12 protein-coding genes and 1 tRNA gene are annotated in these 14,433 nt (G+C 70.7%); 4 read left to right on the plus strand and 9 right to left on the minus strand.

Annotated elements, in window-relative coordinates; genetic code table 11:
* Nucleotides 1–3: 3 nt before the first annotated feature.
* Genes ACZ43N_RS11520 through ACZ43N_RS11530 form a run of 3 tightly spaced genes read right to left on the minus strand, consistent with a single transcriptional unit; the run spans nucleotide 4 to nucleotide 2,730 of the window.
* Nucleotides 4–777, minus strand: coding sequence for a TrmH family RNA methyltransferase (locus ACZ43N_RS11520; protein WP_468096820.1), 774 nt, complete (start codon nucleotides 775–777; stop codon nucleotides 4–6).
* Nucleotides 778–796: 19 nt separating this feature from the next.
* Nucleotides 797–2,104, minus strand: a complete 1,308-nt coding sequence (locus ACZ43N_RS11525) for an HTTM domain-containing protein (RefSeq protein ID WP_468097079.1) — start codon at nucleotides 2,102–2,104, stop codon at nucleotides 797–799.
* Between the two features lie 5 nt (nucleotides 2,105–2,109).
* Complete coding sequence (locus ACZ43N_RS11530) at nucleotides 2,110–2,730, minus strand: DUF5819 family protein (RefSeq protein WP_468096822.1); 621 nt, start codon at nucleotides 2,728–2,730, stop codon at nucleotides 2,110–2,112.
* Between the two features lie 754 nt (nucleotides 2,731–3,484).
* Between ACZ43N_RS11530 and ACZ43N_RS11535 the strand changes: the two genes are divergently transcribed.
* Nucleotides 3,485–4,687 (plus strand): acyl-CoA dehydrogenase family protein, encoded by a 1,203-nt coding sequence (locus ACZ43N_RS11535; RefSeq protein ID WP_468096824.1) that lies wholly within the window; start codon nucleotides 3,485–3,487, stop codon nucleotides 4,685–4,687.
* 71 nt (nucleotides 4,688–4,758) lie between these two features.
* On the opposite strand, the gene ACZ43N_RS11540 is transcribed toward ACZ43N_RS11535, so the two are convergent.
* The 4 genes from ACZ43N_RS11540 to ACZ43N_RS11555 form a co-directional block, all read right to left on the minus strand.
* Nucleotides 4,759–5,088: a rhodanese-like domain-containing protein gene (locus tag ACZ43N_RS11540; protein ID WP_468097080.1), complete on the minus strand. Its 330-nt coding sequence runs from the start codon at nucleotides 5,086–5,088 to the stop codon at nucleotides 4,759–4,761.
* 68 nt (nucleotides 5,089–5,156) lie between these two features.
* Nucleotides 5,157–6,167 (minus strand): J domain-containing protein, encoded by a 1,011-nt coding sequence (locus tag ACZ43N_RS11545; RefSeq protein WP_468096825.1) that lies wholly within the window; start codon nucleotides 6,165–6,167, stop codon nucleotides 5,157–5,159.
* 286 nt (nucleotides 6,168–6,453) lie between these two features.
* Complete coding sequence (locus ACZ43N_RS11550; RefSeq protein ID WP_468096827.1) at nucleotides 6,454–7,971, minus strand: DUF2252 domain-containing protein; 1,518 nt, start codon at nucleotides 7,969–7,971, stop codon at nucleotides 6,454–6,456.
* Nucleotides 7,972–8,148: 177 nt separating this feature from the next.
* On the minus strand, nucleotides 8,149–8,526 hold the full coding sequence (locus ACZ43N_RS11555) for a winged helix-turn-helix transcriptional regulator (RefSeq protein ID WP_468096828.1): 378 nt from the start codon (nucleotides 8,524–8,526) through the stop codon (nucleotides 8,149–8,151).
* Between the two features lie 102 nt (nucleotides 8,527–8,628).
* On the opposite strand from ACZ43N_RS11555, the gene ACZ43N_RS11560 reads away from it, so the two are divergent.
* On the plus strand, nucleotides 8,629–9,282 hold the full coding sequence (locus ACZ43N_RS11560) for an FMN-dependent NADH-azoreductase (RefSeq protein WP_468096830.1): 654 nt from the start codon (nucleotides 8,629–8,631) through the stop codon (nucleotides 9,280–9,282).
* 119 nt (nucleotides 9,283–9,401) lie between these two features.
* Here ACZ43N_RS11560 and ACZ43N_RS11565 read toward each other — a convergent pair whose 3' ends face one another.
* A complete protein-coding gene (locus tag ACZ43N_RS11565; RefSeq protein WP_468096831.1) occupies nucleotides 9,402–12,215 on the minus strand; it encodes a beta-L-arabinofuranosidase domain-containing protein in 2,814 nt (937 codons plus the stop codon).
* A 338-nt stretch (nucleotides 12,216–12,553) separates the two neighbouring features.
* On the opposite strand from ACZ43N_RS11565, the gene ACZ43N_RS11570 reads away from it, so the two are divergent.
* Nucleotides 12,554–12,790 (plus strand): hypothetical protein, encoded by a 237-nt coding sequence (locus ACZ43N_RS11570; protein ID WP_468096833.1) that lies wholly within the window; start codon nucleotides 12,554–12,556, stop codon nucleotides 12,788–12,790.
* A 229-nt stretch (nucleotides 12,791–13,019) separates the two neighbouring features.
* Here the strand turns inward: ACZ43N_RS11570 and ACZ43N_RS11575 are convergent.
* Nucleotides 13,020–13,103 (minus strand) — tRNA-Leu (locus ACZ43N_RS11575).
* 484 nt (nucleotides 13,104–13,587) lie between these two features.
* Here ACZ43N_RS11575 and ACZ43N_RS11580 point away from each other — a divergent pair.
* The gene (locus ACZ43N_RS11580; protein ID WP_468096834.1) at nucleotides 13,588–14,430 is read left to right on the plus strand and encodes an FhaA domain-containing protein; all 843 of its coding nucleotides are present in this window, start codon (nucleotides 13,588–13,590) and stop codon (nucleotides 14,428–14,430) included.
* The last annotated feature ends 3 nt before the right edge of the window (nucleotides 14,431–14,433 follow it).

Here is a 14,433-nt window from a genome sequence, read left to right on the forward strand (position 1 = left end):
TGCTCAGCAGGCGCCCGCGCTCCAGTGGTAGAGCGTCATCGCCACGCTCGTCGCCAGGTTGTAGCTGGACACCTGGGGGCGCATCGGCAGGGACACCAGATGGTCGGCACGCTCGCGCAGTTCGGCGGAGAGCCCGCTGCGCTCGGAGCCGAAGGCCAGCAGCGCGTCGTCGGGCAGCTTCAGCGCCCGGATGTCGTCACCCTCGGGATCGAGGGCGAAGAGGGGACCCGACGGCAGATCGGCCACGTCCAGCCGCTCCACGGCGGTCGCGAAGTGCAGTCCCGCCCCGCCGCGTACCACCGTGGGGTGCCAGGGGTCCAGGGTGCCCGTGGTGACCACCCCGGTCGCACCGAAACCGGCGGCCAGCCGGATCACGGCTCCCGCGTTGCCCAGATTGCGCGGGTTGTCGAGCACGACGACGGGCGCGGTGCGCGGGGTGTGCGCGAGCGCCGCGAGATGGGCCGCGCGCGGGGGGCGCACGGCCAGGGCGGCGACGGCCGTGGGGTGCGGGCGCGGCACGAGCGTGCGGTACGTCTCCTCCGCCACCTCCACGAGCAGCACGGCCAGCGGCTCCCGCACGTCCGGGGCAAGATCGGCGGCGAGGGCCAGCGCCGCCGCACGGTCAGTGGTGACCGCCACCGGGACCTCGGCCTCGAAGCGCAGGGCGTGCTTGAGGGCGTGGAAGCCGTCGAGCAGGACGGAGGTGTCGGCGAGACGGCGCCACGTCCGTACCGGATCGCCACTCCCGTGCGCCGGTTCCGCCACGGGCGCGCTCATACCGCGCTCACCGCATCGTTCATGCGGTGAAGCCTACGTGCGCCTGCCCGGCCGTCTCCTTCTCCGGAGGCGGCGGCCCCTGCTCGGGCCGGTCCGGCCGCGTACGGCCGCGCCCCGGCAGCACCCGACGCACCGCACCGTCACGCGCGCGTGCCGCCCAGCCGCCCAGGCGCTTCAGGAACGACGTCGGCAGGAACACGGCGTCGGCGGCGATCATCGCGAGCGAGAAGAACGGCAGGCCCAGGATGACGGCGATCGCGGCGTGCTCGGTCATCATGACCGCGAGCAGGACGTTCTTGACGCGCCGGTTGAACAGCGTGAACGGGAAGGCGACCTGGGCGGCGACCGTCCCGTACGTCACCAGCATCACCATGGTGCCGCTCGACGTCATCAGCTCGGACAGTGCGGGCCACGGCGAGAAGTAGTCCAGGTGCAGCGGGTAGTAGACGGCCGTACCGTCCTGCCAGCGGGAGCCCTGGATCTTGTACCAGCCGGCCGTCGCGTAGATCAGACACGCCTCGGCCATGATCACGGCCAGGGCGGCGTTGTGTGCGAGGTTGCCCACGATGCCGAGCAGGACACGGGGCCGGACGTCCGCCTCGACGCGGCATACGGCCCACCACACGCCGTGCACGGCCCACAGCCCCCAGAAGACCGTCAGCCAGCCGCCCCAGAAGCCACCGGGGATCAGACCGCCGAACGTCGCCACCAGCAGCAGAAAGCCGAGCACGCACCACAGGGAGGGGCCGACACGGTCCGCCGGCGCCTCAGCCCCGCGCTCCAGGCGCTCGCGCGTGCGCCGTTCACGCCGGGCGTCCAGGGACCAGACCTGGCCGCAACGGAGGAAGACCAGATAGATCGCCATGAGGTGGATGACGTTGTCACCGCCGTCACCCATGAACACGCTGCGGTTCTGCAGTGACAGCACACCCACCATGAAGAGCACGCTCGCGGTGCGGGTGCGCCAGCCGAGCAGCAGCATCAGGCTCGACAGCACGCCGAGGGCGTAGACGAGCTCGAACCACACCACGCTCTCCGACCACATCAGGACCGTGAACGCGCCGTTGTCCGCGATCAGCTGCTGCGCCAGGTCCCAGCTCCAGGGCCCGTGCGGCCCGTACAGCTCACGCCGCTGCGGGAACTCCCGCAGCAGGAACAGCAGCCAGGTCCCGGCGAAGCCGATACGGACGATCGCGCTCTGGTAGGGGCCCAGCGCGTTGTCGGTGACCCTGGTGATCCCGGATCCGATGAAGGCGGAGAGACGCGCCAGGGGACCGCCTGCCGGGTGGGTCCCTCTGGTCGGGCCAGTGGGGCCGGTCGGAGTCATGGAGCTCATTCGGCGCTCGCTCCCGTGCGGTCGCGGTCGGTCACCGACCACCAGGACAGCTCCCGGACGACGGGCTTGTCTGACACCTGTTCCTCGCTCCACTCGGGCGCCGGCACGTTGGTGGTACGGGACCGGACCTGTATCCGCTGGACGACCCCGCCGGAGCCCCCGGCCTGCTCGGCGTCGAGTTCCCGGTCGAGGCGCATCACCACGATGCGGCGCAGATAGCGCTCGGACAGCTCGCCGCGTGAGCTCGTCGCGCGGTTCTCGGTGTCGTGCGTGGAGACGTAGAAGTCCCAGGCCCGGCGCAGTTCGTTCTGCTGGGTGTGGCTGGGCATCAGATTGCCGTCGATGGCGGCGCCGTCCAGCGCGGAGAGGTCGTACCAGCCGGTCTCGCGAGAACCGCCGCCCGGCTTGCGGACCTCAGCCCTGACCTGCACGGCGATGTTCTGCTGCAGCGGGTTCGGAGCGAACAGCTTCCAGTTCTGCTCGAACTCCGGGTACACCCAGTCGTCGACCGCCTGACCGTGCTGCTTCGTCATCGTGTTCGAGGGGGCCACATGCAGGAACACCATGCCGACGTGCACACAGGCCACCACGGCGACCACGGCCAGCACGAGCGCCACGACGATCTGATACGGCAGTGAGAGCGCGGCTATGCCGGACGCCGAAGGTGCCGGCTGCGGCGGGGCGGGGGCGCCGGGGGAAGGGGGCGGGGCGTGGGGATTGGGCCTCGCCGCCCATACGGGAGCACGAGCCGGGGACGGGGACGGGGCGGAGTCGCGGTCGGCTGGCGCCACACCTGCGCAAACCGGCACGGCGTCGGACTCGGGGCCCTGGTCGGAAGCGGCTTCCGACGCGGCCGCGGGTGCGGACGCGGGAGCAGGCGCGGACGCGGGAGCCGACGCGGACGCGGGAGCCGACGCGGACGCGGGAGCAGGTTCGCCGGCGTCGCCCCGGGCGCTGTCACCCCCTCCGGCGACCTCATCTCCCGGGTCTGTGGAGGCGGAGCCCTCGGGCTCGTCCGGCCCGCGCCGGGCGTTCGAGACCTCGTCGTACGCGTCCATTCCGCCCCGCTCCCCGATTCCCACTCCCGGTCCGTTTCCCCACCGGAACTTACTCAGCCGCGCGCATCCGGCACAGTCCCGGTGGTCACAGCAGTCACATCGTCACACCGCTCGCACGGCACCCATGAGGTTATCCACAGCCTTGGACACCTTACGGCGCAGTGCTGCACCAGTGAGGTGAGTGGCCGAGCAGACCCGACGCCTCACCGGGCCCCGGGGCAGGCCCCCCTCTCCGGACCGCCACGTCATTCCCTTCTTCTAGAACCTGTTCTATCTTGACGCCCCGTCATCGCCGACACGGAAGGGCGGAACCGTGGACTTCACCTTCACCGAGGAGCAGCAGGCGGCGGCCGAGGCGGCGAGGGCGGTGTTCGCCGGGGTCGCGCCGGACGGGGTACCGAGCCCCTCGCTCGTACCGGGGGCCGTGGCCGACGACTTCGACCGGACGCTGTGGACGCGGCTGGCCGACTCGGACCTGCTCAGTCTCCTGCTGGACCCCTCGTACGGCGGGTCGGGGCTCGACGCGATCGCACTGTGCCTGGTGCTGCGCGAGTCGGCGAAGGTACTGGCCCGGGTGCCGTTGCTGGAGACCAGCGCGGCCGCCGTGACCGTACAGGCGTACGGCAGCGAGGAAGCGCGGACGGACCTGCTCACTCGGGTCGGCCGCGGCGAGGTCGTCCTGACCGTCGCCGCGCACGGCCGCACGGGCCACGACCCGGCCGAACTCGCCGTCACCGCTCAGCGGGACGTCGACGGGACCTGGGTGCTGGACGGCGTGCAGACAGCAGTGCCCTGGGCATACAACGCCGACTGCATCGTCGTACCCGCGACGGTCGTGCCGGGTACCGGAGCCATGGGCAGCGCGGAAAGCGCGGGGACCGCAGACGCCCCGGAAGCGGCCGGAGCCGACCGCGTCCTGCTCGCGCTCGTCCCCCGCGTCCACGAGGGCGTCGTCCTCGCCGAGCAGATCTCGACGGCAGGTGAGCGGCTCGCCGAGCTGCGGCTGGACTCGGCCCGGATCGCCGCGCGGGACGTCATCGACGCGGAGGGTGCCTGGGAGGGGCTCCGCGAACTGCTGGCCACCGGCACCTGTGCGCTGGCCCTCGGGCTGGGGGAGGGCGTCCTCACCATGACCGCCGAATACACCGGTAAGCGGGAGCAGTTCGGGCACCCGATCGCCTCGTTCCAGGCCGTCGCCGTCCAGACCGCCGACCGCTACATCGACCTCCGCGCCATGGAGGCCACCCTGTGGCAGGCCGCCTGGCGCATCAGCTCAGGGGCCACGGGCGCGCTGCCCTCGGCCGGGGACGTCGCCGTGGCGAAGATCTGGGCCTCGGAGGGCGTACGACGGGTCGTGCAGACCGCGCACCATCTGCACGGAGGTTTCGGCGCCGACGTCGACTACCCGCTGCACCGCTACCACGCCTGGGCCAAGCATCTCGAACTCTCCCTCGGCCCGGCAGCGGCGCACGAGGAGGCCCTGGGAGACCTGCTGGCAGCACACCCGCTGGGCTGAGCGCCGCACACAACGACGAAAGGGGCGCGCGAAGCAACCCGCACGCCCCTGAGCCGGAAGGTTCTCCGAACCTAGAGAACGAACCCGCTCTGGCCCTTGTCGTCCACCACCGGCCGGCCGGCGGCCGCCCAGACCTGCATACCGCCGTCGACGTTCACGGCGTCGATGCCCTGCTGGACGAGGTACATGGTGACCTGCGCCGAACGCGCGCCCGAGCGGCAGATCACATGGACCCTGCCGTCCTGCGGCGCCGCCTCGGTCAGCTCGCCGTACCGCGCCACGAACTCACTGATCGGGATGTGCAGCGCCCCTTCGGCATGACCCGCCTGCCACTCGTCGTCCTCCCGGACGTCGAGCAGGAAGTCGTCGTCCTTGAGGTCCGCGACCTCGACCGTGGGCACACCAGCTCCGAATTGCATGGCTACGACGCTACCCGACCGCACGCCCACGCAGCGCCGACGTGACCCGCCTATTCGACCCGGCCGGCCGCTCCGGCCTGGCCGCCCTGTTCTCCCGGGTGGCCCTGCCCGCTCTGGGTGTCCTGCCCGAGCAGACCCGCCAGTTCCGCCTCCCGCTGCGCGACCTCCGCCAGCAGCTGTTCGGCGATCTCGTCGAGGAGGCGGTCGGGGTCGTCCGGGGCGATGCGGAGCATGGAGCCGATGGCGCCCTCCTCCAGGTCGCGGGCGACCAGGGTGAGCAGTTCCTTGCGCTGGGCCAGCCATTCGAGGCGGGCGTAGAGCTCCTCGCTGCGGCTGGGCCTGCGTTCCTCGGGCACGGGACCCGCGGCCCACTCCTGCGACAGCTCCCGCAGCAGCGTCTCGTCACCCCGTCCGTACGCCGCGTTCACCCGGGATATGAACGCGTCGCGCCGCTCGCGCTCCTTGTCGTCCTGGGCAAGGTCGGGGTGGGCCTTGCGGACCAGTTCGCGGTAGAGCCGACGGGCCTCGTCACTCGGCCGCACCCGCTCCGGAGGCCGTACGGCCTGGTCGGTGAGCATCGCCGCGGCCTCGGGGAACAGCCCCTCCGAGTCCATCCAGCCGTGGAACAGCTCTTCCACGCCCGGCATGGGCATCACCCGCGCCCGTGCCTCGTGCGCCTTGCGCACGTCCTCGGGGTCGCCGGTCCGTGCGGCCTTGGCCTCGGCGATCTGGGCGTCGAGTTCGTCGAGCCGGGCGTACATCGGTCCGAGCTTCTGGTGGTGCAGCCGGGAGAAGTTCTCCACCTCGACCCGGAAGGTCTCCACCGCGATCTCGTACTCGATCAACGCCTGCTCGGCCGCCCGCACGGCCCGCTCCAGCCGCTCCTCAGGCCGCTCGCCCCCGGAGCCGTCACCGGCCTGCGCCCGCTCGCCGGACGCGGCACCCCCGGCGGATTCCGCGCTGTCGGCGGACACGCCCTCGGCCTGCCCCGTGCCCCCAGCGGGCTCCACTGGCTCGGCGGGGTGCTCGGACTGGGTCTGATCGGCTTCCGGGCTCGTCACCCGACCCAGCCTAGGCCACGACTCCCAGCGTCACCGAGCCCGCCCGAACGGCACCCGGCCCGACCGAGGAACAACGAGATCCGACAGCTCGTGGCCGCAGCCGACGCCCGGAAAGCACCCGCACCAGACCGTTCCCGATCCGCCACCGCACCCGGAACCGGGGCGAGCCACCCGCGCCCCGCCGGCCACGGTCCGACACCGGAAAGCCCCGTGCCCCGAACCTGCATCACCCGAGGACCGCCGCACCGTTACCGCTCGCCGACCCCTGTCATACCCAGGTCTCCGGTCACACCCCGACCTCCGCCTCGATCCGCCCCGACCGGATCGCCGCCACCAGGTCCGCGTGGTCCGCCTCCGTGCGGTCGGCGTAGGTGACGGCGAACGTCGCGACGGCCTCGTCGAGCTCATCGTTCTTGCCGCAGTAGCCGGCGATGAGCCGCGGGTCGGCGTTGTGGGCGTGGGCACGGGCCAGGAGAGCGCCGGTCATGCGGCCGTAGTCGTCGATCTGGTCGGCCGCGAGTGCCGCGGGGTCGACGCTGCCCTTGCGGTTGCGGAACTGCCGTACCTGGAAGGAGTGGTCGTGCACGGTCGTCCAGCCCAGCAGGATGTCGCTGACCACCTGCATGCGCTTCTGACCGAGGACCACACGACGGCCCTCGTGCGCCACGTCCGGGACATCGAAACCAGCCGTCCTGAGATGCGGTTCGAGCGCCGACGGGCGGGCTTCCTTCACCTGGAGCACGAGCGGCTCGCCCCGGTGGTCCAGAAGCAGCACGACATACGAGCGGGTGCCCACGCTGCCGGTGCCGACCACGCGGAACGCCACATCGTGCACGGCGTAGCGGGCGAGCAGCGGGTGACGGTCCTCCGAGAGCGTGGTCAGGTACTGCTCCAGAGAGGCGGCGACCGCCGCGGCCTCCGCGTCGTCCACCCGGCGCAGCACCGGCGGGGCGTCCACGAAGCGGCACCCGCCGCCCTCCACCGTCTCGGTCGACTTGGCCGCGAAACGTCCGCTCGTGTTGGCGCGCGCCTTCTCCGAGACCCGTTCCAGCGTGCCGAGCAGATCGTGCGCGTCGGTGTGCGAGACGAGTTCCTCGTCGGCGATGGCGTTCCACGCGTCGAGGGCGGGGAGCTTGGCGAGGAGCCGCATCGTGCGCCGGTAGGCTCCGGTCGTGTCGAGCGCCGCCTTGCGGCAGGTGTCCTCGTCGGCCCCCGCCTCGCGGCCGGCGAGCACGAGCGAGGTGGCAAGGCGCTTGAGGTCCCACTCCCAGGGGCCGTGCACGGTCTCGTCGAAGTCGTTGAGGTCGATGACGAGGCCGCCGCGGGCGTCCCCGTAGAGGCCGAAGTTCGCGGCGTGGGCGTCGCCGCAGATCTGGGTGCCGATGCCGGTCATCGGCGTACGGGCGAGGTCGTGAGCCATGAGTCCGGCCGAGCCGCGCAGGAAGGCGAACGGCGTGGCCGCCATCCGGCCGACCCGTATCGGGGTGAGAGTCGGAATGCGGCCGCGGTTGGACTCCTCGACCGCGGTCACCGCGTCGGGCCGGTCGGTGGTGAGCGTCAGGTCCGCGTGCGCGCTGCGCGGCACCCGCTCCCGAAGAACCTTGCCCTCCTCCTTGGGCGAACCCTGCGAGGACCACCGCGCGAACCCGGGCACCCACGGCACCCGCGTCCGCCCCGCCCGGACCGCCGACCCCGCCGACTGCGCGGACCCCTCACCGCCCACGGGCGCGGCCGTCGCGACGGCCTCGGTCTCCGCCGCCGAACCGGCTTCGGCCCCCGTCGTCGTCGCATCGTCTTCGGTCACAGCGACCGCCTCCCCCGCACACGTCCCCGCACGAACATCAACTCGTGATGACGGTACAGCCGGTGGCCGAAACCCGTCAGACCCTGTGGACAACTCGGCGCCGGCTCTCCGTTCACCTGTGGAAAACCACCGGCCCCCCACCCGCCCAGGGCCCCGGCCCCGACCGCGCCCGACGCCCTACTCCCGCCCCGCCTCCATGCACGGCCGGCCCTGCGGCAGATGGATCTTGGCCCAGGACGCGAGTTCCTGGAGCGCCGGGTCCAGCGCGGTGCCCGCCTCCGTCAGCCGGTAGGTGACCCGCAGAGGCGGCCCCTCGTTGACCTCGCGCCGGACGAGGCCGGCCGCGGCGAGTTCCGTGAGGCGGTCGGAGAGCATGCGCTCGCTGATGCCGGGGATCGCCCTGCGCAGGTCGACGAAGTGCGCGGGGTGCGGCATCAGCGCGGCCACGATCAGGCCCGTCCATCGCTTCCCGAGCAGAGCGAACACACGCGTGATGCCCTCGCCGACCGGCTGACACGGACCGGCGCCATGGAGCCCCTGCTGCTTTTCCGCCATGCGGTCCAGCGTACTGGGCTCCCGTTCGGGGGTGAAAAAAAGTAAGTGGCTGTGTTATTCATAGTCCCGAACGGAAACGAAGCGACTTATTTGGAGTTCACCATGGCCACCCTCCTCCACGTGGATTCGTCCGTCTTCCCTGTCGGCGCCTCGGCGTCGCGCGCCGTGACGGAGGCCTTCCGCACGGCATGGGAAGAGCAGCACCCCGACGGCACGGTCATCTACCGCGACCTCGATGCCGAGCCCGTGCCGCACATCAGCGCCGACGCACACACCGCGGGCTTCGCCGATCCGGCCACGCACACCCCGGCGCAGGCCGCCGCCTTCGCCGAGCGCGAGAAGCTCATCGCCGAACTGGAGGAGGCCGACGCGATCCTGATCGGCGCCCCCATGTACAACTTCTCGATCCCGTCGACCCTGAAGGCCTGGCTGGACAACGTGGTCCTCATCGGCCGTACCGCCATGAACGAGAACTCGAAGGTGAAGGGCACCCCGGTCACCGTCGTCGCCAGCCGCGGCGGCTCCTACGCGCCGGGCACACCGCGCGAGCCCTACGAGTACGTGCAGAACTACCTGAAAGCGCTGCTCTCCGACACCCTCGGCCTGGACGTCGACTTCATCGTCCCGGAGCTCACCATGGCCCCGCACAACCCGGCGATGAGCGAGCTGATCCCGCTCTCCGAGGCCTCCCGCGCCCAGGCCCTCGACGACGCGGCCACCAAGGCGAAGGCCCTCGCCGAGCGTCTGGCCGCGTGACCCGACGGCCGGCCGGTGCACGGCGGCACACCTGCCGACCGCGCGCCGACCGGCCCCGCCACGGCGAGACCAGCGGATCAGCGCCGCCCCCTCAGGACCGGCGCACCACCGTGCAGCCCTCAGGCCTCATAGGACGCCTGCTGCGCGGTCGTGACCACCTTCTGCCCGTCGGCCTGGCTGAGCAGTCCGGCCGACACCCAGGAGTTCACGGTCGACCGCACGCACGCGACCAGCGCGCCCTTGTCGGCGAACGGCGCCCCCGCCCAGACCTCGTCGAGCAGGGTCGTACCGTCGGACGTCGCCGGATTGGCCACGCCCGAGTCGGTGTCGCCGAAGACGACCTTCGGCTCGGAGCGCCTGATGTACGCGTGCGTGGGATCCTCGGTGCCCTCGTGGAAAGGCGCGAACTCGGTCCCGTCGAGCGTGTAGTGGAGCGGCTTTCCGCTCACGGGCGTGAGGGAGGGCAGCAGGTCACCGGAGAGACCGGCGTTGCGGTACAGGCCGAACGACAAGTAGCTCGTGCTGGTGTTCCTGCCGACCAGGTTGACCGGCCCGTGGAAGAGGGTCTGCAGCGACGGGTCGTCGAGCGCCTTCTCCACCCGCAGCCGGAACGGGACCGTCACGCGTACGACGTCCCCGTTGCGCCAGGTGCGGGAGGGGACCGTGAAGTAGCTCCCGGCGGTCGGCGTCCCGCCCACCGCGCCGCCGTTGACGGTCACCCGGAACCCGTCGGTCGCCCACGACGGCACGCGCAGCTTCAGTTCGAAGGTGCCGCTGCCGCCCCCGATGGTGATCGTGGAGCCTTGCTCGCGCGGGTAGTCGGTGGTCTGGTCGACCGTCACGCCCTTGGCGGTCCAGTGCAGCGTCGTGGCGCTGTACAGGTTGACGTACAGCGCGCTGCCGTCGGCCTTCGCGAAGTACACGGAGTCCTGGTACTTGGTCGCGCTCTCCATGCCGGTGCCCTCGCAGCAGGTCGTGCCCTGCTTCGGCGTGTAGTCGCGCACATGGCCGGGCTTGAGGCCGATGAAGTACGTGACCAGCGGCTTCTCCGCGTCGGCCTTGTCCTGCTTGGAGCCGAGCACCTGGTTGAACAGGGCCCGCTCGTAGTAGTCCATGTACTTCGCGTCCTGCTCGTGGAAGAACAGCATCCGGCTCAGCTTCAGCATGTTGTACGCGCAGCAGGTCTCGGCGTTGGTGTCGCTGATCGTGCCGGAGATGACCCCGCGGGCCTTCCAGAACTCGGCCGTGCTCGTCCCGCCGATGCCGTACATGCGCTGCGGGACGACCATGTCCCAGAAGTTCTTCGCGGCGGTGAGATAGCGGATCTCGCCCGTCGCGTCGTACAGGCGGACGTACCCGGTGAAGATCGGGATGTGCTGGTTGGCGTGCAGGCCGTCGAGGGTGTCGGTGTTCGCGGCGCAGGCGTCGATGAGCCGGTCGAGGTCGAAGAGCCTGGCCAGCGCGAGATGACCGGCCTCGCCCGTGATCGTGTACAGGTCGACGATGGTCTCGACGATGCCGCCGAACTCACCGCTGGAGAAGATGCCCCACATCCGCTGCAGCGTGGCGTGGGGCAGTTTGGACAGCCGGGAGTACATCCAGTCGCACATGCCGGAAGCGAGGTCCAGCGCCCGGGCGTCGTCAGTGGCCAGATAGGCGTCGACAAGCCCCTTCAGGATCTTGTGCGCGGTGTAGTAGGGCGCCCACACCTTCGTGTAGTCACCGCTGGTCATCGACTCCAGCGCGATGAACTGCGTCTCCGGGTACGCGGCGAGGAAGCCGGGATGGCTCGGCCCGCCCCAGGTGCGGCGCAGGGTGGCGGCGAGGCCGCGCCCGGAGGCGTCGGCGAACGTGCCGCCGTTGGTGGCGGCGAAGGAGTAGGACGCCAGGTCGCCGAGCCCCGCGGAGGAGTCCTTGGCCTCGTTCGTCTGCAGCGAGGTGATCTCGGCCGCCGTCAGAGCACGTGACCAGACGTTGAACTCGTCGAAGGCGCCGGCATACACCGGGTCGCCGGAGAAGTTGGAGCGGCCCAGCCAGTTGTTCGTCAGGGTGCCCAGGACGGACGGGGCGAGCGTCATCGAGGGGTTCTGGGCGACGGCGGTGCCGTTGACGTAGAGGGTGCCCGTGGAGCCGGAGATGGTCACCGCCAGATGACTCCACTGGTTCAGCGGCAGCGCGGCCGTGCCGTTGAGCCCCTGCTCCCCTCCAGGCCCGTTGGTGGTGACGGCGAACCGGGGCACCCCACCGGCGTTGCGGGTCGCCAGGTACATGTACCGGGTGGTGTTGTCGCCGAAGTCGAAGACCCGCTGCCAGTCGGCGTTGTGCGCGGGCTTCACCCACACCGACAGAGTGATCGCCGAGGCACCGCCGAGCACCGCGGCCGGCAGGTCGATGTACTGGTACGAGCCCCGGACGTTCTCGTGCGCGCTGCCCCACTTCCCGGTGACGGCGAGCATCTTGGGATCGCCGCGCAGCGCCTCGCGCACCTCGCTCAGGGCACCCACCATGGTCCGAATCCTGTCGGCGTACGCCGTGTCCCCGGTGCCGGCGTAGGCCTGGGCGAGCATCGTCAGGAAGTGCCCGGTGTAGTGGCCCCGGAGGTTGCCGTTGGCCTCGCCGTCGAGGCCCTCCCAGCCGCCGGGGGCGACCGCGCCCTTCGTGGAGAGCCCCGCGTTGGCACGGAACACCTGGAGCAGCCGGTCCACGTCGTAGCCGCGGCCGTGGTCGAGCATCAGCTGCCGCTTGCCGGCGAACACACCGCCCGGGCCGAGCGTCACCTCGTTGAGCTCGAAGGGCCGCACCGACCAGGTGGACGGCACCGGAACGGTGGCGGCGGCAGCGCGACCGCCGCCCGTCCCGAGGGAGATCCCGGGTCCTGCCGCGGCGACGATCGCGGACTGGAGGAGAAGGCGTCTGGAGAGGGGCGGAGCCATGTGCGCCTCGTCTCTTGCTTGTGGGGGGAGGGGAACCGGACACCACATCATTCGAAATGACGAACGTTGTGCGATTTACCGACCAGAAGATAGGAACGAGGCGAGCGAGCGTCAACGGTACTGACGGGATTTCACAGGCTCACACCCAGACAGAGAGCATCCCTTTGCCCGCGCGCGCCCCGCGAACCGGCGCGAACCCGGTGTCGCGCGCCCCCAGGAGCCATGGGGAATCGACCGGCAGATGACCGCGATACACGCTGGTCAACCCCTTCACCCGCACTCCCACGCCAGCGGCGGGCGGCCTGAGCGGAGAGCAACCGGCCGATCCTGTCCGAACCATGGATAGCCCAATCGAGTTCAGCACCCTCCGGCCCCACCCCCTCCCCGAGGGGGAGCGCCAGGAGTTCCACGCGGTCATACGGCCCAACCGCGCCGGCCTGATCGCCGGCTCCGACCGCGTTCCGCCCCATTTCCCGCACGGACCACAGCCGGCCATCGCCGAGCATCCCGTCTACCTGGATCTACTGACCCGCGCGCGTCGCCTCACCAGTCACGTCCCGCACTGCTTCACGTAGAACATCACCAATACACCGCTGTATGACGTTTCACGTGAAACATGGCTCCGCCCGCGCACAAGAGACTCGGCACGCCCCCACACCGTCCCGCGCCACCAAAGGACGAAAGCCCTTACTGACTCTCCTGAGAGACTCCTCACACTTCACGGGCTCGGCGGCCGGAGCCCAGGGACCCGCAGAGCGCAAAAAGAAGCGGTCCCATCGTGATCACGATGGGACCGCTTCGCTGTGCGCGAGGGGGGAGTTGAACCCCCACGCCCTTGCGGGCACTGGAACCTGAATCCAGCGCGTCTGCCTATTCCGCCACCCGCGCATTGGGTGTGTCCTCCGGCCCTGCCCTTTCGGTGCTGGCGCCTTCCGACATCCAGAAGATTAGCACGCGGGAGAGGGTGGGTTCACATCCCTTATCCATGGCCGCGTCCGCCCCGGCTCACCGGCCCCGGACCGCCCAGCAGGCACCGCACACCTGCCCTCTTCCGCGATGTATCGACGAGTACTGGTTCACGTATCAACCTCGTACCGGTCCCGGCCATCTCCATGGGAGGAGGGCAAGGTGCACAGTCAGGTGCGGGACACTGGTCTCGCGCCCCCTCTACGATCCTTGGCAGAGTTCGGACGGGAGTAGTTCGAAGAGGAGCTCCGGTGGGAAGCCGGGAGGTGACCTCAGTGGGCATGGACACCGGTGACACCGGTCGACCGGCCGACCGGGGGAACCAGCCGATTTCCCGGCGCGTGGATACGATCAGTAAGCAGTACGGACGCAGTACGCAGAGCGGTGACGACGGAGGAGGTGCCCCATGGGAGTCCTGAAGAAGTTCGAGCAGCGTCTCGAAGGTCTGGTCAACGGCACCTTCGCCAAGGTGTTCAAGTCCGAGGTCCAGCCCGTGGAGATCGCGGGAGCGCTCCAGCGTGAGTGCGACAACAACGCGACCATCTGGAACCGCGACCGGACGGTCGTCCCCAATGACTTCATCGTCGAGCTGAGCACGCCCGACTACGAGCGCCTCAGCCCCTACTCCGGCCAGCTCGGCGACGAGCTCGCCGGCATGGTGCGCGACTACGCCAAGCAGCAGCGGTACACCTTCATGGGCCCGATCAAGGTCCACCTGGAGAAGGCGGACGACCTCGACACCGGCCTGTACCGGGTGCGCAGCCGTACACTCGCCTCCTCCACCAACCAGCAGGCCCCCGGGGGCGCCCCGGCGAACCCCGCCGGCGGCCGCCCCGGCGGCTACGGCTACCCGCCCCCCGCCGCGCCCGCAGGTGCCCCGCCCATGCCCGCCACACCGCCGCCGGGCGGCCGTCCCGGCTCGGCCCCCTACCTCCAGCGCGCCGGGGCAGCCCCGGGCGCCGCTGGACGCACGCGCTACTGGATCGAGATCAATGGCACCCGCCATCAGATCTCCCGCCCGACGCTGGTGCTGGGTCGCAGCACCGAAGCCGACGTGCGGATCGACGACCCCGGCGTCTCCCGCCGGCACTGCGAGATCCGGACCGGAACGCCCTCGACGATCCAGGATCTCGGGTCCACCAACGGCATCGTGGTGGACGGGCAACACACCACCCGCGCTACGCTCCGCGACGGCTCGCGGATCGTCGTGGGCAGCACCACCATCATTTACCGGCAAGCCGAAGGGTGAAGC

Source organism: Streptomyces sp. NPDC030814 (assembly GCF_055572155.1).

Excerpts from the sequence above, each read along its gene's own strand:
- ACZ43N_RS11525 (WP_468097079.1), bottom strand. The coding sequence starts at position 2,104 with ATGACTCCGACCGGCCCCACTGGCCCGACCAGAGGGACCCACCCGGCA.
- ACZ43N_RS11565 (WP_468096831.1), bottom strand. The coding sequence starts at position 12,215 with ATGGCTCCGCCCCTCTCCAGACGCCTTCTCCTCCAGTCCGCGATCGTC.
- ACZ43N_RS11560 (WP_468096830.1), top strand. The coding sequence starts at position 8,629 with ATGGCCACCCTCCTCCACGTGGATTCGTCCGTCTTCCCTGTCGGCGCC.
- ACZ43N_RS11580 (WP_468096834.1), top strand. The coding sequence starts at position 13,588 with ATGGGAGTCCTGAAGAAGTTCGAGCAGCGTCTCGAAGGTCTGGTCAAC.
- ACZ43N_RS11555 (WP_468096828.1), bottom strand. The coding sequence starts at position 8,526 with ATGGCGGAAAAGCAGCAGGGGCTCCATGGCGCCGGTCCGTGTCAGCCG.
- ACZ43N_RS11570 (WP_468096833.1), top strand. The coding sequence starts at position 12,554 with ATGGATAGCCCAATCGAGTTCAGCACCCTCCGGCCCCACCCCCTCCCC.
- ACZ43N_RS11520 (WP_468096820.1), bottom strand. The coding sequence starts at position 777 with ATGAGCGCGCCCGTGGCGGAACCGGCGCACGGGAGTGGCGATCCGGTA.